Raw genomic sequence first — 23,361 nt, forward strand, 5'->3', positions numbered from 1 at the left:
AACGCACAAAAAATGACTGTATGAGAAAGGGTGCGCAGCCCGCGGCTACGCCTGTCGAGGCGGAGGAAAAAGGGCCTGAATATACATAAACATAATGCGCTCTCGCAGTGACTACAGCGTGTATTTCAGGGAGAGCAATCGGATCGTACAGAGAAGATTGCTGCCCGCCAGGTGGCAAGCAGCGAAATGCAGTTAGCTTGCCGGAGTAATAACGTATTTAGGGTGACTGTCCAAAGTATGACTCCTGCGACTATTTTCACTTAGTATAATCTCAGCCCCGTTCGGGTAAAGAAAAATAACGGTTCAATCCCGGTTTCGTTTATTAACCGTTGTGACTTCAGCATGACCGCCTGATCAGCCTTATAACTGTGCTGCATTTGTTATAACTTTTTTGCATATCATTAGCCCATAATCGACTATTCTTTGCATGAGCCCTTTCGTACACTCGCGTTACTTTCTCAGGCAAGGATTTTCCATGAAAAAAATAGTTCCATCATTACTGGCCTTGTCACTGGCCACCGCATTCAGCGTTAACGCCGCCACACCAAAAGATACCCTGGTCGTCGTACAGTCAACAGACGATGCAGACAGCTTTGATCCGGCGAAAGGGTTTGAACTGACCAGCGTGCAAGCGTTTACCAACATTTATCAGCGCCTGGTGCAGTCGGATCCACAAAACCCCACAGATTTAAAACCGACCCTGGCGACATCCTGGCAGCCAGGTAGCGATAACCGCAGCCTGACGTTTGCATTGCGTAAAGACGCCAAATTTGCCAGCGGCAATCCCCTGCGCCCGGAAGATGTGATCTTCTCGCTGGGGCGCGTGGTGAAACTGAATCTGGATCCTTCCTTTATTCTGACCCAGCTCGGCTGGAACAAAGATAATGTGGATGGCTTCCTGAAAAAGGTTGATGACAACCATGTGCAGATTAGCTGGACGGCGAACGTCAGCCCGGCTTACGTTCTTAGCCTGCTGTCCGCACCAGTTTCCTCCATCGTCGATGAAAAAACTGTCAGCGCGCACGCCGAAAAAGGCGATTTCGGTAACGGCTGGCTGGCCACCAACTCTGCCGGTAGCGGCCCTTACCAGATTCGTAAAGTGGTGATGCATCAGGCCGTCATCCTGACCGCCAACCCGACGTCACCGGCCGGCGCGCCGAAGATTAAAAATATTCTGATCAAAAATGTGCCGGAACCGGCGGCCCGCCGGTTGCTGCTTGAGCAAGGCGACGCCGACATCGCCCGTAACCTGGGGGCAGACCAGATTGCCTCGCTGCAGGGCAAAAGCGGTGTGAAAACCGACGCGATTCCGATGGCCTCGCTGTATTACATCCAGTTCAACATCGGCAACAAAAACAACCCGGCGTTAAAAAACCCGGCCTTCTGGGAAGCGGCACGCTACCTGTTCGACTATAAAGGCATTGCCGGACAGCTGCTGAAAGGGCAGTTCGATGTGCACCAGACGTTTCTGCCGAAAGGTTTTCTGGGTGCCTTAAACGACAACCCGTACAGTTACGATCCGGAAAAAGCGAAAGCGATCCTGAAAAAAGCCGGCCTGACGAATGTCAGCTTTACCCTGTCCACCAGCAATCAGCCCCCGTATCTGGATATTGCCCAGGCACTGCAGGGCAGCTTTGCTAAAGGCGGCGTAAAAGTGGAAGTGTTGCCGGGACTGAGCTCTGAAGTTTCTACCCGCGTCAAAGCGCATAACTACGAAGGCACGATCAACGCCTGGGGCGCAGACTACTTTGATCCGAATACCAACGCCTCGTCGTTCGCCTACAACCCGGAAGATGGCAGCAAGACGATTGCTTACCGTTCTGACTGGCATATTCCAGAGCTGAATAAGCAGGTGCTGGCTGCAACCGCGGAAAGCGATCCGAAAAAACGCGTTGAACTTTACCAGGCGATGCAACGTGAAGTGCTGAAAAGCTCGCCTTATGTTATTGGACTGCAGGCGAAAAACCTTATCGCCCTGCGCGATAACCTTAAAGGCTACGTTCAGGGCATTAACCCGGACATGGTTTACTATTCGCAGGTTACTAAGTAATGGCACACTCTGCCTCTTCTGCCGGGTCCGCCCGGCATTTTTGGCGGCGCGCTGGCCGCCTTTCATCAGGCTTACTGTCACTGGTAATCACCCTGTCAGGATTGCTGGCGTTTACCTTTATGCTGTCGCATCTCTCGCCGATCGATCCGGTACAGCAAATCGCGGGCGATCATGCCAGTGAAGCGACCTATGCGCAGGTTCGTCACGATCTCGGGCTGGATCAGCCGGTACTGATGCAGTTCTGGCACTACATTGCGCATCTGATGCGCGGCGATCTCGGCGTTTCCCGTCTGACGAATCAGCCCGTCAGCAGTGACCTGTTGCAGACGTTTCCGGCCACCATTGAGCTGGCCACCTGCGCAATGATTTTTGCCGTGATTTTTGGCGTTTCTCTGGCGTTGCTGGCCGCCTGGAAACCCGGCAGCGTGATCGATAACGTGGCACGCTTTATCTCCCTGTTGGGTTACTCTGTGCCGGTCTTCTGGCTGGGCCTGCTGGGCTTATTGCTGTTTTATGCGGTGCTGCACTGGTCTGCCGGACCGGGACGGCTGGATGATATCTGGGCCTATACGCTGGAGCCGAAAACCGGCTTTGTGCTGGTTGACAGCTGGCTGTCGGGCGACCGGGAAATTTTCTGGAACGCGGTGGCCCATCTCTGGTTGCCGGTGGTGATTTTGGGCCTGCTGGCGATGGCGGGCATTACCCGTTTGCTGCGCGCGGCGCTGCTGGAAGAGAGCAGTAAAGAGTACGTGGTGCTGGCGCGGGCAAAAGGCGCGGGCCGGGTGCGGATTCTGCTGCGCCATATCTTCCCGAACGTGCTGGGTACGCTCATTACCGTGATTGCGCTGTCCTACGCCACGCTGCTGGAAGGCTCGGTGCTGACAGAAACCGTGTTTGCCTGGCCTGGCGTAGGGCGCTATATGACCAATGCGCTCTTCTCTGGCGATGTGCCAGCCATTCTGGGGGCCACTCTGTTGATTGGAAGCTGTTTTATTCTGATCAATGCGCTGGCGGACGCCCTCACCTGGTTAACCGATCCGAGAACACGATGACGCAACAACTTACTGAACTTGAAACGGTGCGACCACGACGCAGCCGCCGACGCATCACCTCGTTAACCATCGGGTTAACGCTGGTGGCGATTGTCATTCTGATGGCAGTGCTGGCACCGCTCATCGCGCCTTACGATCCCAATCTGCAAACCATCTCCAGCCGCCTGCTGCCGCCTTCGGCTGCACACTGGTTTGGCACCGATGGCTTTGGCCGCGACCTGCTCTCACGGGTGATCTATGGCGCACGTCCGACGCTGCTGCTGGTATCACTGATTCTGATCCTCACTATCCCGGTGGGCCTGCTGGTGGGCATTACCGCCGGCTATACGGGCGGCTGGACCGAGCGCGTCTTAATGCGCATCACTGATATTTTTCTTTCACTGCCAAACCTGGTGATTGCCCTGGCGCTGGTTTCCATTATGGGACCGGGCCTGATGAACGGTGCGCTGGCGCTGGCGCTGACCAGTTGGCCGCCGTTTGCCCGTCAGGCGCGCGCCGAAACCCTGGCGCTGCGGCGCAGTGACTATCTGGCCGCCGCCCGTATGCAAGGCATTACCGGCTTTCGCCTGATGTTCGGCCATATTCTGCCGCTGTGCCTGCCCACCGCCGTGGTGCGCGCGGCGCTGAGCCTGGGCGGGATTATCCTGGCCGCTGCCGGACTGGGCTTTCTGGGCATGGGCGTGCAACCGCCTACCGCCGAGTGGGGTTCAATGGTTGCGGAAGGCAGTAAGGTGATCTTTGACCAGTGGTGGGTGGCGGCGGCTCCCGGCGCGGCCATTCTGTTTGCCAGCCTGGCGTTTAACCTGACAGGCGATGGCCTGCGTGACCGACTGGATACCCGACATGCAAAATAACATTCTTGTGGAGTCACTCAGCATCCGCAGCGAGGCGGCGACGCTGGTCGACAATATCAGTTTCTCCATCGGGCGGGAGCGCGTGGCGCTGGTTGGTGAATCCGGTTCGGGTAAATCGCTGACCGCCCGGACGTTAATGGGCTTACTGTCCCCTGCCCTGCATCTGCAGGCCAGCCAGCTTCAGGTCGCGGGTGAAAATGCCCTGGCCCTGAACGAGCGCGGCTGGAGTAAGCTGCGGGGCGAGCGCGTGGCCATGGTCATGCAGGACCCCAAATATGCGCTGAATCCATCACGGACGATCGGCTGGCAGGTGGAAGAGCCGCTGATTCTGCACCGTCGCCTGAGCCGCGCAGCGCGCAAAGAAAAGGTGTGCGACATGCTGGATGCCGTCGGCCTGCCTAATCCGCGCCAGTTGATGCAGGTTTATCCGCATCAGCTGTCCGGCGGGATGGGACAACGCGTGATGCTGGCCATCGCCCTGATTACCGATCCGGCCTTTTTGATTGCCGACGAGCCGACATCCGCACTGGATCACGCCATGCGCGATCAGGTGCTGTCGCTGATTCGTGAGCTGGTGGAGTCCCGCAACATGGGCCTGCTGCTAATTAGCCATGATCTGCAACAGGTCTCAGAGCACTGCGAGCGCGTGATGGTAATGTACAAAGGTCGCGTGCTGGATACGCTGCCTGCGGCGGATTTGCCGCGCGCAACCCATCCCTACACTCGCACGCTGTGGTCCTGCCGCCCCAGTAAAGCCACGCACGGACAACCACTACCGGTGCTGGACCGCGCAGCGCTGGAGGCTCACCATGATTAATCTGCAACACCTGAGCGTGTCACACAAACAGGGTTACGATCTGCGTACCGTCGTACACGACGTTAACCTGCAGGTTAACGCGGGCGAGTGTTTTGGTCTGGTCGGCCCGTCTGGCTGCGGCAAGTCATCGCTGCTGTGGGTGATGGCCGGACTGAATCCGCACTGGCAGGGGGACATGCAACTGGCAGGGCACAAAGTTCTGCCGGGCAAAAGCTTTACCGGCGCGCTGCGTCAGGAGGTGCAGATGGTGTTTCAGGATCCCTATGCCTCCCTGCATCCCCGCCATCGCCTGCGCCGTACGCTGTCCGAGCCGCTCAAACTGCTGAAACGGGACAACATCGACGATCGTATTCATGAGGGATTGCGCCATGTGGGGCTGGATCCGTCGCTGGCCGATCGCTATCCTCATCAGTTGTCCGGCGGTCAGCGCCAGCGTGTGGCTATCGTGCGCGCCCTGTTGCTTCAGCCCAAAATACTGCTGCTGGATGAGCCAACATCGGCACTGGATATGTCAATCCAGGCTGAGATTCTCAATCTGCTTAACGATCTTAAGCGTCAGGATGGTCTGACGATGGTGCTGGTCAGCCACGATCCCGATGTGATTGATCACATGTGTGACCGTGCCGTCCGGATGGCGCAGGGACGGATCGTTGAGCAGATTGCCGACTCAGCCTGATGCAAGGAAAAACCATGAGCATCCGACTTCGCCCACTGGAACGAGAAGATCTTCACTTTGTGCATCAGCTGGATAACAACGCCAGCGTCATGCGCTACTGGTTCGAAGAGCCGTATGAAGCCTTCGTGGAATTGTCCGATCTGTACGATAAGCACATTCACGATCAGACCGAACGGCGCTTCGTGGTTGAGCATGAGGGGCAAAAAGCGGGGCTGGTGGAGTTAGTGGAGATTAACCATGTTCACCGCCGCGCTGAATTTCAGATCATCATTGATCCGGCGCATCAGGGCAAAGGCCTGGCCACCCAGGCGGCGAAGCTGGCGATGGATTACGGTTTTTCCGTGCTGAATCTGTATAAGCTCTACCTGATCGTCGATCAGGAAAATGAGAAAGCCATCCACATCTACAGCAAACTGGGCTTTGAGATTGAAGGCGTGCTTAAACACGAATTCTTTATCAATGGCGAATACCGCAACACCATTCGTATGTGCATTTTCCAGCATCAGTATCTGGAACGCCATAAAGCACCGGGCGGTATGGTAAAACCTACCGCCCAGTAATCAGCCGCGTGCGCCGACCGGGTTCATGTAAGGCTTTGGATGCTCGGGTTCCAGGTTATACATGCCCCCGTAGAACGGATCGACCAGCAGCCAGCCGGGGAAGCCCAGCAGTGGAATATTCCCCAGCAGGTACCACAGGTTGGCACGGGCTTCGATCGGCACCGTGACGGGCACGTAGCCCGGACTTTCCAGCATCAGCAAATAGTGCTTTTTACCAAAATAGCGATGGGTGGATTTTTCCAGGATGACGGTTTTTGGCGTATAGCCTTCCGCAACCGGACGACCAGTTTCATCCTGTACGGTAAAACGCGCGCCGGGCGGCTGCGAATCGATCAGAACCGATTGGGTTTCGTTGCCAACAATGGTGGCGCAACCGCTCAGTAGCATCGCGGCAGCGAGAGCCAGAATGTGCTGTTTCATGGCAGGATCCGATAAAAGTCAGGAAGCACAGTGTAAACCGCCCTTCCCACCTTTTCATCCTTCTCAATCGGGCTATCATCGCCCGATTCTGCTGCTTTATTGCGGTTGACAATGGCGGGCAATCGCCGCGATGTCACGGGGTGAGGTGCGGCAGCAGCCGCCAATCAGTCGGGCGCCGGCCTGCTGCCATTCGGCAAATTTGTCATGCAGCGTGCAACCTGAGGGCGCGGAGTGCCAGCTTTTGCTGTTGGCATCGTACTGCTCACCCGAATTGGGATACACCACCAGGGGCTTCTCTGTCAGGCGCTGAAGCTGCTGCAGAGCGGGTGTGACACTGTCCAGCGCGATGCAGTTGATCCCCACGGCAATAACCTGCGGCTGCGCATTCAGGTAGGCCGCAACGTCACGCAGCGACGTGCCATCGCTGAGGTGTTCCGCATCACGCAGCGTAAAGGAGAACCAGGCACAGCTGTCAGGGAATTCGCGCAGCAGGTTGACCAGCGTCTGCGCTTCGGCAAACGAAGGCAGGGTTTCACAGGCCAGCACATCCACGCCCGCTGCCAGCAAGGCAGCTATCCGGGGGCGATGAAACGCCATCATCTCGGCTTCGGGCAACGTATAGTCGCCGCGATATTCCGACCCGTCCGCCAGAAACGCGCCATAAGGGCCCACCGAGCCTGCTACCAGCAATATCCTGTCGTCTGTCTGCGTCGCCAGGTAATCTGCGCGGGCACGTTGAGCCAGTTCGACGCTTTGTGCGATCAGCGCCAGCGACTGCTGTTCGTTCAAACCGCGTGCCGCAAAGCCTTGTGGCGTCGCCTGATAGCTGGCAGTAATCGCGCAGCGCGCGCCAGCAGCAAAATAGTCATAGTGCACCTGGTAAATCAGCTCAGGATTTTCCATCAGCACTTTCGCGGACCACAACGCATCCGTCAGATCGCAGCCCCGGGCTTCCAGCTCAGTCGCCAGCGCCCCATCCAGAATCAACGGAGCAGTCTGCTGCAGTGCGTGTGATACAGGATTACGCGACATCTCTGGCCTCCTTAGCCTGTGATTTTTTGTGGGTCACATGGTAAGCGCCATAGCAAAACAGCACAAACGGAATTCCGCACCACAGGGCAATGCGCTGTGAGGGATCAAACGCCAGCCCGGCACAGGCCAGCAGGCAGAGTAAAAAGCCCAGAATCGGCGTAAACGGATAGAGTGGCGCGCGGTAAATCAGGTCCGCTGGCGCTTTGCCCTGCTGCACATGGCGGCGACGGAAAACATAGTGCGATGCACAGATGCTGAGCCACACCGCCACGACGGCAAAGCCAGAGATAGCAGACAGCGCCACAAATACGGTGTCCGGCGCGACCACACTGGAAAACAGCGCCAGCAGCCCGCCAATCATGCTGACGGTGATAGCCAGCAGCGGTACGCCACGTTTATTTACCCGGGCGAAGGCGCGCGGCAAGGTGTTTTCATTGGCCAGCGACCACAGCATCCGGCCCGAGGCATACAGGCCCGAGTTCGCGGCTGACAGGATGGCCGTGAGAATAACAAAGTTGATGATATCCGCCGCCCATGGAATACCGATTTTCTCAAACACCAGCACAAACGGGCTTTTGACGATACCGGCCTGATCCATCGGGATCAGCGCCGCCAGCACGAAGACGGTGCCGACAAAGAACAGGATGAGACGAGCAACGGTGGTACGAATAGCCAGCGGCACGACTTTTTGCGGGTTTTCGGTTTCACCGGCGGCAATACCGATTAACTCAGTGCCGGAAAAGGCAAAGTTCACCGCCACCATGGTCATGATGATCGGCAACACACCGTTGGGCAACCAGCCGTGCGCGGTAAGATTGCTCAGTCCGGGTGCTGGCGTACCGTCCTTCATGGGAATAAACCCGAACATGGCTGCGCCGCCCAGGACGATAAAGGCGACAATGGTGATGACCTTGATGATGGAAAACCAGAATTCCCCTTCCGCAAAGAAGCGGGTAGAAATCACGTTCAGCAGATAGATGGCAATACAGAAAACCAGGCACCAGATCCAGACCGGCACATGCGGAAACCAGTACTGCATACAGAACCCTGCCGCCGTCAGGCTGGACCCCAGCGCGACGGTCCAGGTCAGCCAGTAGAGCCAGGCCACGGTATAGCCGGTTGCCGGACTCAGATAGCGGGCCGCATAGACGTGGAATGCGCCGGTTTCGGGCATCGCCACGGACAACTCACCCAGGCAGGCCATGACCAGCCAGACCACCAGCGCGCCAATCAGATAAGCCAGCAGCGTACCGGCGGCCCCTGTCGTGGAAATGATGTAGCCGGTGTTAAAAAACAGGCCCGTACCGATCACGCCGCCCAGCGATAACATCACCAGGTGGCGTACTTTCATGGTTCGCTTGAACTGACCCTGCGAAGACGTATTCTGCTCGCTCATAAACCTCATCCGTATGGACGTCTAAACATCTATATGCAGCAGATTTATACGCGTCGTCGCGCCGAAATGCAACGGGCGAAGCGGTAAGGTGCCAGAAAGGCCGGGATCGGTGCCCCGTGATAACGGGGCGGAATGCGTTAGCCAAACACGCTTTGCAGGTAGCGTTCCAGCGCCATTCGCGAACTGAAACCGTGCGGAATACCGTAGTGTTCCTGCGTATCACCGGCCAGGTAGAGAGGGAACTGTGTGTAGTGATCACAGGTTTTCATTTCTGAGGCCGGTTCGGCGAAAGGCTGACTTTTTTCTTTTAACGTCGGGTGGATGACCAGCGCCGTGCGCCCCATGCGCGCTTCGCGATTGACGTAAACATAGTTGTCGCCACGACGATAGCCGTACGCACGGGGGGTAATTTCATCGACTTCAAAGCCCACTTTTTCCAGGACGCGCGCTACCTCATCTGGTCGTAAATACATGCTTGATCCTCTCCTCTTCAAAAGCCACGCAACCTTACATCAGCGTGGCTGTACGGGCATTCGGAATTTTCCCTAAAGGGTCGTCCCGCGCCTCGTTAAGCAAAACGTGGTCTACACTGAGTATTACGTGTTAATGACAAGGGAGCCAAAAATGTTTAATCGAACGCAAAAAAACGATGACATTGATATCAATCAGGATGTTAATGAGTTGGCAGATTCACTTGAAGCCCTGCTGAAGTCTTACGGCAGCGAGGCCAAAGACGAAGTCAATTCTGCGCGCAGTCAGGCTGAAGCCCTGCTTAAGCAAACCCGGGCAAAACTGAACGGCGGCGGTAACCGTGTCACGCAGGTGGCCCGCGATGCCGGCTATCAGGTTGACGCGTATGTCCATGACAAACCCTGGTACGGTGTCGGTATCGGCGCGGCCGTCGGCATTGTGTTAGGCGCACTACTGGTTTCACGCCGCTAACGCTGTTCCACCCCGTTATCATCCGCCTCGCTCACTGAGCGGGGCTTTTTTATGCCTGTTTTTTAATCAATCAGCTTTACAAATTTATTTTTCGGGTGGCAGAGCGCGCCAGGCCTGACTTGCCGCGATAATCGCGATTAACCCTACATATGGTGCTATTGACCGCCATAAATACTACATCTAGTATTCATTTCATTGTCAGCCCACAAGATGTTTGCACGAACGAAGCCTGATTCAGGGATATACACGTCGTTATTCGCAGCAGGACCGCAATGAAAGAGGAATACGAATCATGCGCATTATTATTTACACTAAAAACCACTGTGTCCAGTGTAATGCCACGAAGAATGCACTGGATCGCCACGGCATCGATTACCAACTGATCAATCTGGATACCCAGCCGGACGCAATCGACAGCCTGAAAGCGCTGGGCTATCGCCAGGTGCCCGTGGTGATGACCCATGACGATCACTGGAGTGGCTTTCGTCCTGACAAGATAGCCCGTTTAACCCAAACCACGACCATCGGCGGGTAGTCACATGTTCCCACTGGTCTATTTTTCCAGCCAGTCGGAAAACACCCATCGGTTTATTACCCGTCTGGGCCTGCCCGCGCACCGCATACCGATTGAGAGCAAGCAACCGCTGCATATTCACCAGCCTTATATTCTGGTGGTGCCGAGCTATGGCGGTGGCAGTCATCGCGGCGCCGTGCCCAGACAGGTGATTCAGTTTCTTAATGATGAAGTCAATCGTCGCGGTCTGCGCGGCGTGATCGCGGCCGGTAACCGTAACTTCGGTGAAGGCTACTGCCTGGCGGGCGACATCATTGCTAAGAAATGCCAGGTTCCCTACCTGTATCGGTTTGAACTGATGGGAACGCCGGACGATATCGCCAATGTAAAAGCGGGAGTAACCCAATTTTGGCAACAACAGACACTCTGAACAACGTTGCGCTGGACTACCATGCGCTGAACGCCATGCTGAATCTGTACGACGCCGATGGCCGTATTCAGTTTGAAAAGGATCAGCAGGCGGCGCGACAGTTCCTTATTCAGCACGTGCAACCCAATACGCTGCACTTTGCCAGCGTAGCCGAGCGCCTGCGCTATCTGGTTGCAGAAGGCTACTATGAAGCGGACGTGCTGAATCAGTACGATTTTGACTTCCTGTGTGCCCTGCACGATGAAGCCGACGCATGGGGTTTTGAGTTCAAAACCTTTTTAGGCGCGTGGAAGTACTACACCAGCTACACGCTGAAGACATTTGACGGCAAGCGTTACCTGGAAACCTTTGCGCAGCGTGCCTGTATGGTGGCACTGACGCTGGCACGGGGCGACGAAAGCCTGGCACGCGCAGTACTGGCGGAAATCCTCAGTGGCCGTTTTCAGCCTGCCACGCCGACGTTCCTTAACTGCGGCAAGCAACAGCGCGGCGAGCTGGTTTCCTGCTTCCTGTTGCGTATTGAAGACAATATGGAATCGATTGGCCGGGCGGTGAATTCCGCCCTGCAGCTGTCCAAACGCGGCGGCGGCGTGGCGTTCCTGTTGTCGAACCTGCGGGAGGCCGGTGCGCCGATTAAGCGCATTGAAAACCAGTCTTCCGGCGTCATTCCGGTCATGAAAATGCTGGAAGATGCGTTCTCCTATGCTAACCAGTTGGGCGCACGTCAGGGAGCGGGCGCAGTCTGGCTCAGTGCTCACCATCCTGACATTTTACGTTTTCTGGATACCAAGCGCGAAAACGCCGACGAGAAAATCCGCATTAAAACCCTGTCGCTGGGCGTGGTGATCCCGGACATCACCTTCCAGCTTGCCAAAGAGAATCAGCCGATGGCGCTGTTCTCGCCCTACGATGTGGAGCGGATCTACGGTCAGGCGTTTGGTGATATCAGCGTCAGTGAGAAATATCACGAGATGCTGGCGGATGACCGCATTCGTAAAACCTATATTCAGCCGCGCGATTTCTTCCAGACGCTGGCGGAAATTCAGTTTGAATCGGGTTATCCCTACATCATGTATGAGGACAGCGTCAACCGCGATAACCCTGTTGCCGGTCGCATTAATATGAGCAACCTCTGTTCAGAGATTTTGCAGGTGAACAGCGCCAGCGAGTTTAATGAAGACCTGAGCTACCGCCGCGTGGGAAAAGACATTTCCTGTAATCTGGGTTCCCTGAATATCGCGCATGCGATGGACTCGGGCAATCTCGCACAGACGGTGGATACGGCAATCCGCGCCCTGACGGCGGTATCAGAGATGAGTGATATTGCGTCCGTGCCTTCCGTTGCAGAAGGTAACCGGCGTTCCCATGCGATCGGCCTGGGCCAGATGAACCTGCATGGCTATCTGGCGCGGGAAGGCATCGTCTATGGTTCCCCGGAAGCACTGGATTTCACTAATCTCTATTTTTACTGTGTGACCTATTATGCGCTGCGCGCCTCGAATCAGCTGGCAAAAGCACGCCAGCAAACCTTCGAGGGTTTTGAGTCCTCGACCTATGCCACCGGCGCTTACTTTGACAAGTATCTGAACGCTGACTGGCAGCCGCGCACCGCCCGCATTGCCGCCCTGTTTGCCAAAGCGGGCATTACGCTGCCCGGCCGTGAAGACTGGCTGGCGCTGCGTGAAGCGGTGATGACCTCGGGTTTATACAATCAGAATCTGCAGGCTATCCCGCCCACGGGGTCGATCTCCTACATCAATCACGCCACCTCCAGTATTCATCCGATTGTGTCGCGTATTGAGATCCGCAAAGAGGGTAAAACCGGTCGCGTATACTATCCCGCCCCCTTCATGACCAATGACAATCTGGCGTTCTATGAAGATGCCTACCAGATTGGGCCGGAGGCCATTATTGATACCTACGCTGAGGCAACCCGACATGTGGATCAGGGCCTGTCACTGACCCTGTTCTTCCGGGACGACGTGACCACGCGCGACATCAATAAAGCGCAGATATACGCCTGGAAGAAAGGCATCAAAACGCTCTATTACATTCGACTGCGCCAAATGGCCCTGCAAGGCACCGAAGTGCAGGGCTGCGTCTCCTGTGCACTGTGAGAAACCTGTTATGCAACTTCGACATATTCACGCGATTAACTGGAACCGGATTCAGGATGAGAAAGATCTTGAGGTCTGGAACCGTCTGACAAGCAACTTCTGGTTGCCGGAAAAAATCCCGCTGTCCAATGATTTGCCGGCCTGGCAGACGCTGGACAAGTCACAACAGCAGCTCACCATTCGCGTCTTTACCGGCCTGACGCTGCTGGACACCATTCAGAATGTGCTGGGCGCACCGGGGTTAATGCCTGACGCGCTGACGCCGCATGAGGAGGCGGTGCTGTCGAATATCAGCTTTATGGAGGCGGTGCATGCCCGCTCCTACAGCTCGATTTTTTCGACCTTATGCAATACCAGCGATGTGGATGCGGCGTACCAGTGGAGTGAAGAGAACCAGGCCCTGCAAAATAAAGCCGGGATTATCCTGACCCATTACCGCGCTGACGATCCGTTAAAGAAAAAAATCGCCAGCGTCTTTCTGGAGTCGTTTCTGTTTTATTCGGGCTTCTGGCTGCCGATGTACTGGTCCAGCCGCGGCAAGCTGACCAATACGGCGGATCTGATTCGTTTAATCATCCGCGATGAGGCGGTACACGGCTACTATATCGGCTATAAATACCAGAAAGCGCTTGAGCAGGTCGATGAGGGCCGCCGCGAAGCCTTACAGCAGTTCGCCATCGATCTGCTGCTGGCGCTGTATGAAAATGAAGTGGCCTATACGGAAGCGCTGTACGGCGAAACAGGCTGGGCAGACGAGGTGAAAACCTTCCTGCATTACAACGCCAATAAGGCGTTGATGAATCTGGGCTACGAGGCTCTGTTCCCGGCGGAGCTGACGCAGGTCAATCCGGCCATTCTGGCGGCACTGTCACCCAATGCGGATGAGAACCATGATTTCTTCTCGGGCTCAGGATCGTCTTACGTGATGGGGAAAGCGGTCGAAACCGAAGACGAAGACTGGAATTTTTAAGACGTTGTGTGCCGTGCTGTCAACGGCACGTTTCCCCTTAGCGAAGGGACAGGCGCGCGGCATTTTCACAGCGCGCTGAACCTTCCCTCTCCGTCCGCGGAACGGGTGCCGATCGCGCCACAATAAATGACGGTAACGATTTGGCCGCCGTTGCCAGGGTTAACCAGACTGAGATCACTGCTCACGCACTGACCGCTCTCAGCATCGCGCTGCCTTTGGCATGGCGTTGAGAAACCCGTTTATTCCGACGCCAAAACGGGGCGCCGTACCCGGATCCAATCTGACAGAGGGATAAGTCTGTGCCTGCCACGACCCGAGAAATCGCGACCAACAAACCCGACGTAAACGGCTGTCGATCTTTACTGTTACCCGACTATCACATAAACATAGCTATCAAATTATTTTTTAGGTTATTATTAACGCCACATTATTATTCATCTTTGCTACTGACGACCTATGACAACGTCTCACCCTGGTTTATCTTCCGCGCTGGTGGGACTGATGTCCGTTGCCACGGGACTGTGCGTCGCCAGTAATTATTATATTCAGCCTCTGCTGCATACTATCGCCCTTCACTTTCACTTATCCGTCGCATTCGCCGGGTTTATCGTGACAAGCGCGCAACTCGGCTATGCCTGCGGTCTGCTGTTGCTGGTCCCACTTGGCGATATGCTGGAACGGCGTGGACTGATTGTTGCCATGATGGTGCTGGCGGCGCTTGGTATGGTGATCATTGCCCTTTCCTCCTCTTTTCCTGTGTTGTTACTGGGAACGGTACTTACCGGGCTCTTTTCTGTCGCGGCGCAAATTCTGGTACCGCTGGCGGCCACCCTGGCCCGCCCGGAAACACGGGGCAAAGTGACCGGCACCGTCATGAGTGGCTTGCTGTTGGGTATTTTGCTGGCGCGCACCGTGGCGGGCGGCCTGGCTCAGTTGGGCGGCTGGCAAACCGTCTACTGGGTCGCCAGCGTCTTAATGCTGTTGATGGCGCTGGCGCTGTGGCGCGCGCTGCCGCGTATTACCCCCTCGGTCTCGTTAAATTATCCGCAGCTGCTGGTTTCCATTTTCAGGCTGTATGCGGCCGACGCTGTTCTGCGCACCCGGGCCTTTACCGGTTGCCTGACGTTTGCCAATTTCAGCATCCTGTGGACCTCAATGGCCTTTCTGCTCTCTTCCGCGCCCTACGGTTATTCGGAAGGGAAGATCGGCTTACTGGGGCTGGTGGGTGCCGCTGGCGCGCTGGCGGCCAGAAAAGCCGGGGCGCTGGCGGACAAAGGTAAAGCGAAACTGACCACCAGCATGGGCTTGCTGATTATGCTGCTGTCATGGAGCGTGACCGCCTGGGGCACGCAGCATCTTGCGGCTCTGATTATCGGCATTTTGCTGCTGGATCTGGCGGTACAGGGCGTGCATATCACCAATCAGAGCGTGATTTACGCGCGTCAGCCTGATGCCCGTAACCGCCTGAATGCCGGCTATATGACCAGCTACTTTATCGGCGGTGCGTTGGGTTCGCTGCTGTCTGCCAATGCCTATCATCTGGGCGGCTGGCATGGGGTTTGCGCAGCCGGTGCAACACTGACGTTACTGAATTTACTTGTCTGGTGGAGGAATCACCGCTTAGAGCAACCGAATAGCCAGAATAGTGTGATTTAGCCTGTTCAGCCGAGTGTGAGTTTGCTATGGTTGGCCCCAAAGTTATTCACGTCGGTTATTTTTTCTTTCGAAATCATTTGATGTCGTACCGTTTCGCTCTACGACCAACGCCTGTGATATCGATGCGCACCACCTTCACCCTGGGGTCAAGGACAGATCTTGAATCACCACAGTGGAACAGCCCGAGAACACCGCTTCTGTGTCCGGTGACTCAACAGTCATGCTGTCGCCGTGGTTACTATAAAAGTTGAAATTAGTGAGGTTTTTTCTAATGGAAAGTTCGTTTACTCCCATTGAGCAAATGTTAAACATCCGCGCCAATCGTCATGCGGATTTCCCCTTTCAGGAGATTCTTCTGACGCGACTCTGCATGCATATGCAAGGTAAGCTGCTGGATAATCGTAATAAAATGCTGAAAGAACAGGGCATCAATGAAACCCTGTTTATGGCATTGCTGACCCTGGATGCGCAGGAAGATCAGAGCATTCAGCCTTCTGAACTGAGCACCGCGCTGGGTTCATCACGTACCAACGCCACGCGCATCGCTGATGAGCTGGAAAAACGCGGCTGGATTGAGCGCCGTGAAAGTGCGCAGGATCGCCGCTGTCTGCATCTGCATCTGACCGACAAAGGTAATGCCTTCCTGCAGCAGGTTCTGCCGCCGCAGCATCAGAGCCTGCAATACCTGTGGTCCGCTCTGACCGCTGACGAAAAGTCGCAGCTCGAAAGCATCACCCGTAAGTTGCTTACCCGACTGGATAAAATGGAAGAAGACAAACTGTCTGCCTCGTTATCACGGTAATAGCAAGATCTGCGACACAATCACCTGACGAAATCGTTATTTTAACCCTCTTTCATCCGGCCAGCGCTTAGTCGCTGGCTTTTTTGGCTCGGGCGAAGGCGAAAACGGACTTGACCTCGCCGACATAGTGGAAAACGTGGAGAAATACATGAGTGCATCAGAGGCGCAAAGCCCGCATCAGCCTGTGAACAACAAAAAGAAAAAGCGCAAAGGCGCACTGATTTTACTGGCGCTGGTGGTCGTACTGCTCGGCATTGCGTGGGGCGTATACTGGTTTTTAGTGTTGCGTCATTTTCAGGAAACGGATGATGCCTATGTTGCGGGTAATCAGGTGCAGATCATGGCCCAGGTATCAGGCAGCGTGAACAAAGTCTGGTTTGACGATACGGACTATGTCAAAAAAGGGGATGTGCTGGTGTCGCTGGATAAAACTGACGCACAGCAGGCCTTTGAAAAAGCGCAGACGGAGCTGGCTACCAGCGTTCGTCAGGTGCACCAACAGATGATTAATGCGAAACAGTATCAGGCCACCATTGCACTCCGTCAGACGGCGTTGGATCAGGCGCAGGCCGATCTGAAACGCCGCGAACCGTTGGGTGCGTCCAACCTGATTGGCCGTGAAGAACTGCAACATGCGCGCGATGCCGTGGCCTCGGCGAAAGCAGAGCTGGATGTGGCGATTCAGCAATACAACGCCAACCAGGCGATGATCCTGAACACCTCACTGGAAAACCAGCCTGCCGTAAAACAGAGCGCCGCGCAGTTGCGTGACGCCTGGCTGGCACTGCAACGTACCGATATTCGCAGCCCGATGGACGGTTATGTCTCGCGTCGTAGCGTCCAGGTCGGATCGCAAATCAGCACCAGTACCCCGCTGATGGCTGTCGTCCCGGCGACGGATTTGTGGGTGGATGCAAACTTCAAAGAAACCCAACTGGCAGGCGTGCGTATTGGTCAACCGGCCACCGTTGTGGCAGATATCTACGGCGATGATGTGGTCTATCACGGCAAAGTGGTGGGGCTGGATATGGGCACAGGCAGCGCGTTTTCCCTGTTACCTGCACAGAACGCCACGGGCAACTGGATTAAAGTCGTTCAGCGCCTGCCAGTGCGCATTGAGCTGAACCAGGACGAAGTCGCGAAGCACCCACTGCGTATTGGCCTGTCAACGTTGGTCAAAATTGATACCGACAATAAAGACGGTAGCGTACTGGCTACCAGCGTACGTCAGCAGGCAGCCTACAGCACTAACGCGCTGGCCATTGACCTGGCACCGGTTAATACGCTGATCACCGATATCGTCCACGCGAACGCCGGATGATGAGCCGGAGGCTGTAATGGCACAAACACCGCTTAAAGGGATGCCGCTGGTCTTAATGACCATTGCGTTATCGCTGGCGACGTTCATGCAGGTTCTGGACTCTACCATTGCGAACGTTGCGATTCCGACGATTGCCGGTAACCTGGGGGCGTCCAACTCCCAGGGAACCTGGGTCATCACCTCATTCGGGGTGGCCAATGCTATCTCGATTCCGATTACCGGCTGGCTCGCCAGGCGCATCGGTGAAGTCAAACTCTTTACCTGGTCCACTATCCTGTTTGCGCTGGCCTCCTGGGCCTGCGGTATGTCAGAAAGCCTGGAGATGCTGATTTTCTTCCGCGTCATTCAGGGGATCGTGGCCGGTCCGTTGATTCCGCTGTCGCAAAGCCTGTTGCTGAACAACTATCCCCCGGCCAAGCGCAGTATCGCCCTGTCGCTCTGGGCGATGACGGTGATCGTGGCCCCGATATGTGGACCGATCCTCGGCGGCTGGATCAGCGATAACTACCACTGGGGCTGGATCTTCTTTATCAACGTTCCTATCGGGGTTGTCGTCATTATGCTGACGCTGCAAACCCTGCGTGGTCGTGAAACCCAGACACAGATTCGACCGATCGATACCGTCGGCCTGGTCCTGCTGATTGTCGGAGTCGGTTCGCTGCAGGTCATGCTGGATCGGGGTAAAGAGCTGGACTGGTTTAGTTCGACGGAAATCATCGTTCTGACCATTGTCGCCGTGGTGGCGCTCGTGATGTTGCTGATATGGGAGTTGACGGATGAGCATCCGATAGTCGATCTGTCGCTGTTCAAATCGCGTAATTTCACCATAGGCTGTTTGTCGATTAGCCTGGCCTACATGCTCTATTTTGGCTCGATTGTCCTGTTGCCGCAGTTGCTGCAGGAGGTCTACGGCTATACCGCAACCTGGGCCGGGCTGGCGTCGGCACCGGTGGGGATTATCCCGGTTATCCTGTCGCCGATTATTGGGCGTTTCTCGCATAAGATAGACATGCGGCAACTGGTAACGTTTAGCTTCATTATGTATGCCATTTGTTTTTACTGGCGAGCTTACACCTTTGAGCCCGAGATGGACTTTGCGGCCTCCGCCTGGCCTCAGTTTATTCAGGGCTTCGCGGTGGCCTGCTTCTTTATGCCATTGACGACAATCACGCTTTCCGGTCTGCCACCGGAGCGCATGGCCGCGGCATCCAGCCTGTCTAACTTTGTGCGTACGCTGGCGGGCTCGATTGGCACTTCCATTACCACGACAATGTGGACGGATCGTGAGGCAATGCACCACAGCAACCTCACCGAATCGGTGACGCCGTACAACATCAATGCGCAGCAGATGTACAGCCAGCTTGAAGGGATGGGCATGTCGCATCAGCAGGCATCGGCCTACATCGCCCAGCAGGTCACCAATCAGGGGCTGATTATCTCTGCCAATGAGATTTTCTGGGCCTCGGCGGGCGTGTTCCTCGTCTTGCTGGTCCTGATCTGGTTTGCCCGTCCACCGTTCGGCGCAGGCGGCGGAGGCGGCGGCGCGCACTAGCGGCTGCCGCACTGTCTTCGCCGGTTCTGGCGTACCTGCCCGGTACGCCAGAACGTCCTTACCAACGCGTCGCTTTTATATCAATCACGAACCGGTATTTCACCTCCCCTTTCAGCATCCGCGCAAATGCCTCTTCTGTCTGCTCTCCGCGAATCAATTCAATGTCAGCCGTAATATTGTTCTCACCGCAGAAGTCCAGCATGTCCTGCGTTTCTTTGATGCTGCCAATAGAAGAGCCGCTGATGCTTAAACGGCGGAATACCATAGGCGTGATATCCGGTGAGGCGTGCGGGCTGTCGGGAATGCCCACCAGCACCAGACGGCCATTGGTTTTAAGCGTGGCCAGATAGGGATCCAGATCGTGAGGCGCGGCAACGCAGTCCACGATCAGATCCAGCGACTGCTGACAGGCCTGCATCTCTGCTGCATGACGTGATACCACAACATGACGGGCACCAAGTCGGCGCGCATCTTCCGCTTTGTCGGGAGAGGTGGTGAACAGCGTGACGTCCGCACCCAGTGCGCTCGCCAGTTTTACCGCCATGTGCCCCAGCCCACCCAGGCCAATGACGCCAACCTTGTCGCCCGCTTTGACATCAAAGTGACGGAGCGGTGACCACACAGTGACGCCCGCACACAATAGCGGGGCCACGCCTGCCAGCGGCAAGTGCGAAGGAACCGATACGACAAAATCCTGATCGACGACAACGTGTTCCGCATAACCGCCCCGGGTGCGCTCCCCGGTATATTTATCTGTGCCGTTATAGGTCGCGGTGAAGCCAGCTTCGCAATACTGCTCTTCCTGCTGCTGACAAAAACGACAGGTGCGGCAGGCATCCACCATCACGCCCACACCGACAAGATCGCCGGGGGCAAAACGGCTGGCCTTTCCGCCGGTTTCAATAACCCGGCCCACAATTTCATGACCGGGTACTAATGGATAGTGGCTCACCGCCCACTCATTGCGGGCCATGTGCAAATCGGAGTGGCAAACGCCACAGTAAAGAATTTCGATTCTGACATCACTGGGCTGAAGCGGACGCAGCGCTATCTGGCCGGGCGTCAGGGGTTGTGTCGCATCGTGGGCGATCAGTGCATTGATTTTCATTGTGCCTCTCATCGTATCTGGCGTTATTTAACGGAAGGCGGCAAACTCTACTCAAATGGGTTCATTATTGATAGTAGTCACCCTTTGGTGACCATAGAAAGGAAGGACACTATGCCAGCCTGGGTTGACGGAAAACTGGTTTTTTATGTGGATTCGCCACCGCGCCGCCTGATGGATCTGTTTTCGGTGAAGTGGAGCACAATGGTGCTGCACGCGCTGTTTCACTGGCCAGGTGGCCGCGCACGCACGGGGGAACTGCAGCGAAGCCTGCAGGGAATATCGAAAAAGATGTTGTTTCAGACGCTAAAAGAGCTGGAGCAACGCGGACTAATTTCCCGCCATGTTTATGACGTGGTGCCGCCTAAAGTGGAATATCAGTTAACGGCGCTGGGCAGAACCTTTGCGGAACCGGTGGAACAGCTTTATCAATGGGGACTGGAGAATCAACAGGTACTTGATGAGATGGATGCGCATTATCAGCGATCAAAGCCTGAGGGAGAGTAAAGCGCGGTAACGAACGGCATAGAGCATGATGGCGCATTGGCCGCGCCATCGTTTTGCTCGCACAGATTATGCGTTCTGACGCCACCATTCGGCTAACAGCACACCGGTCGCGACCGACACATTCAGACTTTCCACATTACCGGTGCCGCCAATTGACAGGCTCATATCGCCCTGCTGGAACGTGCTGTCGGACAAGCCTTCACGTTCCTGCCCTAACACCAGGACCATTTTGGCAGGCAGCTCGGCTTCAGACAGCGGCGTACCCTGATGGCTGGATGTGGTTACGATGGTGTAACCCGCTTTACGGAACGCGTCGAGGCCTTGCGTAAAGGTTGTGCCGCTGATGGCCTGAACGTGTTCCGCCCCGCCTTCCGCGGTACGAACTGCCGCGCCGGATTCCAGCAACGAGGCATCATTCACCAGCAGCCCTTTCACACCGAAATGTGCACAGCTACGCATGATAGCGCCAAGGTTATGTGGGTTACTGACATCTTCAAGGGCCAGCACGCAGTCTTTGCTTTCGGCCTTCTCCAGCCACGCGGCCACATCCATGCCCATGCGCTTTTTAATCAGGAAGCACACACCGCCATGGTGTTCGGTGCCGGAGGCTTTGGTGATCTCAGCGTCATCTACCACGTGGTAGGCTTTACGGTTCGCTGCCAGCCAGCGCAGCGCGTCGCGAAAACGCGGCGTAACGCTCTGCACAAACCAGGCACGCACGATGCTTTCGGGACGGCTCTGGAACAGCGCCTGACAGGCGTTTTCGCCATAAACCCGGGTTTCTTCCAGGCGCTGGCGGCGGATCTGCTCTACGTCCACGACACCTTTACCGCTGATGCCCGGGTTATCCGATTTGGGCTCATCGACCGGTGCACGGGAAACGGTGCGCCAGGGCGAATCACTGCTGCCGTAAGCGTCGCGGTTATCGCTGCTGCGATCGTTGCGGCGAGGTGCACTGTCATTGCGGCGTGGCGCGCTGTCGCTGCGACGACCTGTACTGCGTCCGCCTTCTTCACTGCGCTCAGTACGTGGGCCGGATGAACGACGAGTGTCTTCACGGCGAGCAGCAGGACGGCCACCTTTGCCTGTACGAGGATTGGGCGCACGCGCGCTTTGCTCATCTTCGCCACGCACATACATGACTTTGACCTTACCACTTTTGCCTTTAAATTCGTCGTTCATTTCTTCCTCCTGCATTGAGAGCGCGAAGATTACCTGATGTGACTGCGCTTAGCTATCAACTATTGAACCTATAGAGCAATCCACATTGAGCGGATCTTATCACCCTTTCATAATGGACAATATTGAGCAAAGCGCTCTACATCATTATCAGAGGTTTTTTATGAATACGGTATGCACGTCTTGTCAGGCAACCAATCGCGTTCCCGAAGAACGGCTTGCCGATGGTGCCAAATGTGGTCGTTGTGGCGAAAGCCTGTTTTCGGGTGACGTGATCAACGCCACTGCCGCCACGCTGGACAGCTATCTGCAGGATGACCTGCCTGTCGTCGTGGATTTTTGGGCACCCTGGTGCGGCCCTTGTGTCAACTTTGCGCCCGTTTATAAAGACGTCGCGCAGGAGCGTAGCGGTAAGGTTCGCTTTCTGAAGGTGAATACCGAAGCCGAGCCCGCCCTGAGCAGCCGTTTCCGCATTCGCAGTATCCCGACCATCATGGTGTTTAAAAAAGGCGAGATGGTGGATGTGCTGAACGGCGCGATGCCGAAAGCCCCCTTTAATGAGTGGCTCGACGAATCCCTGTAAGTCCCTGAGGCCAGCATCTGCTGGCCTTTTCCTTTTGTCCGACGCTTCGATTACACTACGCTTTTTCCTGTCCTGAAGAATCATGTCTGATAACGCCGTTTTACGTTTACGCAGCCAACGTCTGGCGCGTGCTACGCGTCCTTTTTTAGCCCGCGGAAATCGTGTGCTTCGCTGTCAGGGCTGTCTGTTGCCGGAAAAACAGTGCCTGTGCGACAGCATCGTTACACAGTCCGCCCGGAGCCGCTTTTGCCTGGTGATGTTTGATACCGAGCCGATGAAGCCAAGCAATACCGGCCGGTTGATTGCGGATGTGTTGCCAAATACGCAGGCCTTTGGCTGGTCACGCACGGAGCCCGATCCGCTGTTACTGGCGGCGGTGGCCGATGGGGCTTATCAGCCGATGGTGGTTTTTCCTGCCTCCTATGCGGATGACGGTCGCGAGGTTCTCCACGCGCCGCCGCTGTCGGGCAAACCGCCGCTGTTTATTATGCTGGACGGTACCTGGAATGAGGCGCGGAAGATGTTTCGCAAAAGCCCCTGGCTTGATCGTTTCCCGGTGCTGTCGCTCAATGTAACGTCCCCTTCCCGCTACACGCTGCGTGAAGCACATGGCGAAGGCCAGCACTGTACGGCAGAAATTGCAGCGGCATTACTGCAGCAGGCGGGCGACAGCGACGCAGCGCAGGCTTTATCCCGGCATTTCGAGCAGTTTCGCCAGGCTTACCTGGCCGGTAAACCGCACCATCCCGGTCAGAACCGATAACGTTAGCGGTCACGTACATGCGTGACGAATAGTGTCCCGGGCGCGCTGATGTACGCCCTTCTT

General features: G+C 55.9%; 24 protein-coding genes. 18 read left to right on the plus strand and 6 right to left on the minus strand.

The features are described from left to right. Nucleotides 1-475: 475 nt before the first annotated feature. The 6 genes from C7433_RS21700 to speG are packed head-to-tail and all read left to right on the plus strand — an operon-like array spanning nucleotide 476 to nucleotide 6,009. On the plus strand, nucleotides 476-2,050 hold the full coding sequence (locus C7433_RS21700; protein WP_110268886.1) for an ABC transporter substrate-binding protein: 1,575 nt from the start codon (nucleotides 476-478) through the stop codon (nucleotides 2,048-2,050). Continuing rightward, nucleotides 2,050-3,102, plus strand: a complete 1,053-nt coding sequence (locus C7433_RS21705) for an ABC transporter permease (protein WP_110268887.1) — start codon at nucleotides 2,050-2,052, stop codon at nucleotides 3,100-3,102. The genes C7433_RS21700 and C7433_RS21705 overlap by 1 nt, the downstream gene beginning before the upstream one ends. Beyond that, nucleotides 3,099-3,956, plus strand: coding sequence for an ABC transporter permease (locus C7433_RS21710; RefSeq protein ID WP_054633264.1), 858 nt, complete (start codon nucleotides 3,099-3,101; stop codon nucleotides 3,954-3,956). Before C7433_RS21705 ends, C7433_RS21710 begins: the two co-directional genes overlap by 4 nt. After that, entirely contained in the window at nucleotides 3,946-4,773 is an 828-nt protein-coding gene (locus tag C7433_RS21715) for an ABC transporter ATP-binding protein (RefSeq protein ID WP_033739435.1), read from the plus strand. The genes C7433_RS21710 and C7433_RS21715 overlap by 11 nt, the downstream gene beginning before the upstream one ends. Continuing rightward, on the plus strand, nucleotides 4,766-5,449 hold the full coding sequence (locus C7433_RS21720) for an ABC transporter ATP-binding protein (protein WP_110268888.1): 684 nt from the start codon (nucleotides 4,766-4,768) through the stop codon (nucleotides 5,447-5,449). The genes C7433_RS21715 and C7433_RS21720 overlap by 8 nt, the downstream gene beginning before the upstream one ends. A 14-nt stretch (nucleotides 5,450-5,463) precedes the next feature. Then, entirely contained in the window at nucleotides 5,464-6,009 is a 546-nt protein-coding gene (gene speG, locus C7433_RS21725; RefSeq protein ID WP_006120674.1) for a spermidine N1-acetyltransferase, read from the plus strand. On the opposite strand, the gene C7433_RS21730 is transcribed toward speG, so the two are convergent. The 4 genes from C7433_RS21730 to C7433_RS21745 form a co-directional block, all read right to left on the minus strand. Then, the gene (locus C7433_RS21730; protein ID WP_006120675.1) at nucleotides 6,010-6,429 is read right to left on the minus strand and encodes a hypothetical protein; all 420 of its coding nucleotides are present in this window, start codon (nucleotides 6,427-6,429) and stop codon (nucleotides 6,010-6,012) included. Between the two features lie 96 nt (nucleotides 6,430-6,525). Beyond that, the gene (gene mmuM, locus C7433_RS21735; protein ID WP_033739440.1) at nucleotides 6,526-7,461 is read right to left on the minus strand and encodes a homocysteine S-methyltransferase; all 936 of its coding nucleotides are present in this window, start codon (nucleotides 7,459-7,461) and stop codon (nucleotides 6,526-6,528) included. Further along, the gene (gene mmuP, locus C7433_RS21740; RefSeq protein WP_006120677.1) at nucleotides 7,451-8,857 is read right to left on the minus strand and encodes an S-methylmethionine permease; all 1,407 of its coding nucleotides are present in this window, start codon (nucleotides 8,855-8,857) and stop codon (nucleotides 7,451-7,453) included. The genes mmuM and mmuP overlap by 11 nt, the downstream gene beginning before the upstream one ends. A 137-nt stretch (nucleotides 8,858-8,994) precedes the next feature. Continuing rightward, nucleotides 8,995-9,330, minus strand: a complete 336-nt coding sequence (locus C7433_RS21745) for a DUF2002 family protein (RefSeq protein WP_006120678.1) — start codon at nucleotides 9,328-9,330, stop codon at nucleotides 8,995-8,997. A gap of 151 nt (nucleotides 9,331-9,481) precedes the next feature. On the opposite strand from C7433_RS21745, the gene C7433_RS21750 reads away from it, so the two are divergent. The 9 genes from C7433_RS21750 to emrB all read left to right on the plus strand — a co-directional run bounded on the left by C7433_RS21750 (nucleotide 9,482) and on the right by emrB (nucleotide 19,161). After that, nucleotides 9,482-9,799, plus strand: coding sequence for a DUF883 family protein (locus tag C7433_RS21750; RefSeq protein ID WP_033739441.1), 318 nt, complete (start codon nucleotides 9,482-9,484; stop codon nucleotides 9,797-9,799). A 292-nt stretch (nucleotides 9,800-10,091) separates the two neighbouring features. After that, a complete protein-coding gene (locus tag C7433_RS21755) occupies nucleotides 10,092-10,334 on the plus strand; it encodes a redoxin NrdH (RefSeq protein ID WP_006120680.1) in 243 nt (80 codons plus the stop codon). A 4-nt stretch (nucleotides 10,335-10,338) separates the two neighbouring features. After that, nucleotides 10,339-10,743, plus strand: coding sequence for a class Ib ribonucleoside-diphosphate reductase assembly flavoprotein NrdI (nrdI, locus tag C7433_RS21760; RefSeq protein ID WP_110268889.1), 405 nt, complete (start codon nucleotides 10,339-10,341; stop codon nucleotides 10,741-10,743). Continuing rightward, nucleotides 10,722-12,860, plus strand: coding sequence for a class 1b ribonucleoside-diphosphate reductase subunit alpha (gene nrdE / locus C7433_RS21765; RefSeq protein WP_072021703.1), 2,139 nt, complete (start codon nucleotides 10,722-10,724; stop codon nucleotides 12,858-12,860). The genes nrdI and nrdE overlap by 22 nt, the downstream gene beginning before the upstream one ends. Before the next feature lie 10 nt (nucleotides 12,861-12,870). Beyond that, on the plus strand, nucleotides 12,871-13,830 hold the full coding sequence (gene nrdF, locus C7433_RS21770) for a class 1b ribonucleoside-diphosphate reductase subunit beta (protein WP_006120682.1): 960 nt from the start codon (nucleotides 12,871-12,873) through the stop codon (nucleotides 13,828-13,830). A gap of 456 nt (nucleotides 13,831-14,286) precedes the next feature. Then, the gene (locus C7433_RS21775) at nucleotides 14,287-15,486 is read left to right on the plus strand and encodes an MFS transporter (RefSeq protein ID WP_033739445.1); all 1,200 of its coding nucleotides are present in this window, start codon (nucleotides 14,287-14,289) and stop codon (nucleotides 15,484-15,486) included. Between the two features lie 271 nt (nucleotides 15,487-15,757). Continuing rightward, nucleotides 15,758-16,288: a transcriptional repressor MprA gene (mprA, locus tag C7433_RS21780; RefSeq protein WP_033739447.1), complete on the plus strand. Its 531-nt coding sequence runs from the start codon at nucleotides 15,758-15,760 to the stop codon at nucleotides 16,286-16,288. 148 nt (nucleotides 16,289-16,436) lie between these two features. Next, a complete protein-coding gene (gene emrA, locus C7433_RS21785; RefSeq protein WP_033739448.1) occupies nucleotides 16,437-17,609 on the plus strand; it encodes a multidrug efflux MFS transporter periplasmic adaptor subunit EmrA in 1,173 nt (390 codons plus the stop codon). A 16-nt stretch (nucleotides 17,610-17,625) separates the two neighbouring features. Next, nucleotides 17,626-19,161: a multidrug efflux MFS transporter permease subunit EmrB gene (emrB, locus tag C7433_RS21790; RefSeq protein WP_110268890.1), complete on the plus strand. Its 1,536-nt coding sequence runs from the start codon at nucleotides 17,626-17,628 to the stop codon at nucleotides 19,159-19,161. A gap of 58 nt (nucleotides 19,162-19,219) precedes the next feature. Here emrB and C7433_RS21795 read toward each other — a convergent pair whose 3' ends face one another. Then, nucleotides 19,220-20,269 carry an NAD(P)-dependent alcohol dehydrogenase gene (locus C7433_RS21795; RefSeq protein WP_033739450.1) on the minus strand — a complete coding sequence of 350 codons (1,050 nt, stop codon included), beginning with the start codon at nucleotides 20,267-20,269 and terminating at the stop codon, nucleotides 19,220-19,222. A gap of 111 nt (nucleotides 20,270-20,380) precedes the next feature. Here C7433_RS21795 and C7433_RS21800 point away from each other — a divergent pair, with 111 nt between their 5' ends. Then, the gene (locus C7433_RS21800) at nucleotides 20,381-20,773 is read left to right on the plus strand and encodes a helix-turn-helix domain-containing protein (protein ID WP_006120688.1); all 393 of its coding nucleotides are present in this window, start codon (nucleotides 20,381-20,383) and stop codon (nucleotides 20,771-20,773) included. 66 nt (nucleotides 20,774-20,839) lie between these two features. On the opposite strand, the gene C7433_RS21805 is transcribed toward C7433_RS21800, so the two are convergent. Then, entirely contained in the window at nucleotides 20,840-21,955 is a 1,116-nt protein-coding gene (locus tag C7433_RS21805) for a tRNA/rRNA methyltransferase (RefSeq protein ID WP_006120689.1), read from the minus strand. Nucleotides 21,956-22,115: 160 nt separating this feature from the next. On the opposite strand from C7433_RS21805, the gene trxC reads away from it, so the two are divergent. Both trxC and C7433_RS21815 read left to right on the plus strand, forming a co-directional pair. Then, complete coding sequence (trxC, locus tag C7433_RS21810) at nucleotides 22,116-22,535, plus strand: thioredoxin TrxC (protein ID WP_039340125.1); 420 nt, start codon at nucleotides 22,116-22,118, stop codon at nucleotides 22,533-22,535. Nucleotides 22,536-22,617: 82 nt separating this feature from the next. Further along, on the plus strand, nucleotides 22,618-23,298 hold the full coding sequence (locus C7433_RS21815) for a tRNA-uridine aminocarboxypropyltransferase (RefSeq protein WP_033739452.1): 681 nt from the start codon (nucleotides 22,618-22,620) through the stop codon (nucleotides 23,296-23,298). Nucleotides 23,299-23,361: the final 63 nt, after the last annotated feature.

This window comes from Pantoea sp. PNA 03-3, from assembly GCF_003201175.1.
GTDB lineage: Bacteria > Pseudomonadota > Gammaproteobacteria > Enterobacterales > Enterobacteriaceae > Pantoea > Pantoea stewartii.

Coding starts and splice junctions, on each gene's coding strand:
- C7433_RS21775 (WP_033739445.1), top strand. CDS start 14,287: ATGACAACGTCTCACCCTGGTTTATCTTCCGCGCTGGTGGGACTGATG.
- C7433_RS21705 (WP_110268887.1), top strand. CDS start 2,050: ATGGCACACTCTGCCTCTTCTGCCGGGTCCGCCCGGCATTTTTGGCGG.
- nrdF (WP_006120682.1), top strand. CDS start 12,871: ATGCAACTTCGACATATTCACGCGATTAACTGGAACCGGATTCAGGAT.
- C7433_RS21800 (WP_006120688.1), top strand. CDS start 20,381: ATGCCAGCCTGGGTTGACGGAAAACTGGTTTTTTATGTGGATTCGCCA.
- mmuP (WP_006120677.1), bottom strand. CDS start 8,857: ATGAGCGAGCAGAATACGTCTTCGCAGGGTCAGTTCAAGCGAACCATG.
- speG (WP_006120674.1), top strand. CDS start 5,464: ATGAGCATCCGACTTCGCCCACTGGAACGAGAAGATCTTCACTTTGTG.
- mmuM (WP_033739440.1), bottom strand. CDS start 7,461: ATGTCGCGTAATCCTGTATCACACGCACTGCAGCAGACTGCTCCGTTG.
- C7433_RS21710 (WP_054633264.1), top strand. CDS start 3,099: ATGACGCAACAACTTACTGAACTTGAAACGGTGCGACCACGACGCAGC.
- C7433_RS21715 (WP_033739435.1), top strand. CDS start 3,946: ATGCAAAATAACATTCTTGTGGAGTCACTCAGCATCCGCAGCGAGGCG.
- emrA (WP_033739448.1), top strand. CDS start 16,437: ATGAGTGCATCAGAGGCGCAAAGCCCGCATCAGCCTGTGAACAACAAA.
- C7433_RS21730 (WP_006120675.1), bottom strand. CDS start 6,429: ATGAAACAGCACATTCTGGCTCTCGCTGCCGCGATGCTACTGAGCGGT.
- C7433_RS21755 (WP_006120680.1), top strand. CDS start 10,092: ATGCGCATTATTATTTACACTAAAAACCACTGTGTCCAGTGTAATGCC.
- C7433_RS21745 (WP_006120678.1), bottom strand. CDS start 9,330: ATGTATTTACGACCAGATGAGGTAGCGCGCGTCCTGGAAAAAGTGGGC.
- C7433_RS21700 (WP_110268886.1), top strand. CDS start 476: ATGAAAAAAATAGTTCCATCATTACTGGCCTTGTCACTGGCCACCGCA.
- emrB (WP_110268890.1), top strand. CDS start 17,626: ATGGCACAAACACCGCTTAAAGGGATGCCGCTGGTCTTAATGACCATT.
- trxC (WP_039340125.1), top strand. CDS start 22,116: ATGAATACGGTATGCACGTCTTGTCAGGCAACCAATCGCGTTCCCGAA.
- C7433_RS21720 (WP_110268888.1), top strand. CDS start 4,766: ATGATTAATCTGCAACACCTGAGCGTGTCACACAAACAGGGTTACGAT.
- mprA (WP_033739447.1), top strand. CDS start 15,758: ATGGAAAGTTCGTTTACTCCCATTGAGCAAATGTTAAACATCCGCGCC.
- C7433_RS21750 (WP_033739441.1), top strand. CDS start 9,482: ATGTTTAATCGAACGCAAAAAAACGATGACATTGATATCAATCAGGAT.
- C7433_RS21805 (WP_006120689.1), bottom strand. CDS start 21,955: ATGAACGACGAATTTAAAGGCAAAAGTGGTAAGGTCAAAGTCATGTAT.
- nrdI (WP_110268889.1), top strand. CDS start 10,339: ATGTTCCCACTGGTCTATTTTTCCAGCCAGTCGGAAAACACCCATCGG.
- C7433_RS21795 (WP_033739450.1), bottom strand. CDS start 20,269: ATGAAAATCAATGCACTGATCGCCCACGATGCGACACAACCCCTGACG.
- C7433_RS21815 (WP_033739452.1), top strand. CDS start 22,618: ATGTCTGATAACGCCGTTTTACGTTTACGCAGCCAACGTCTGGCGCGT.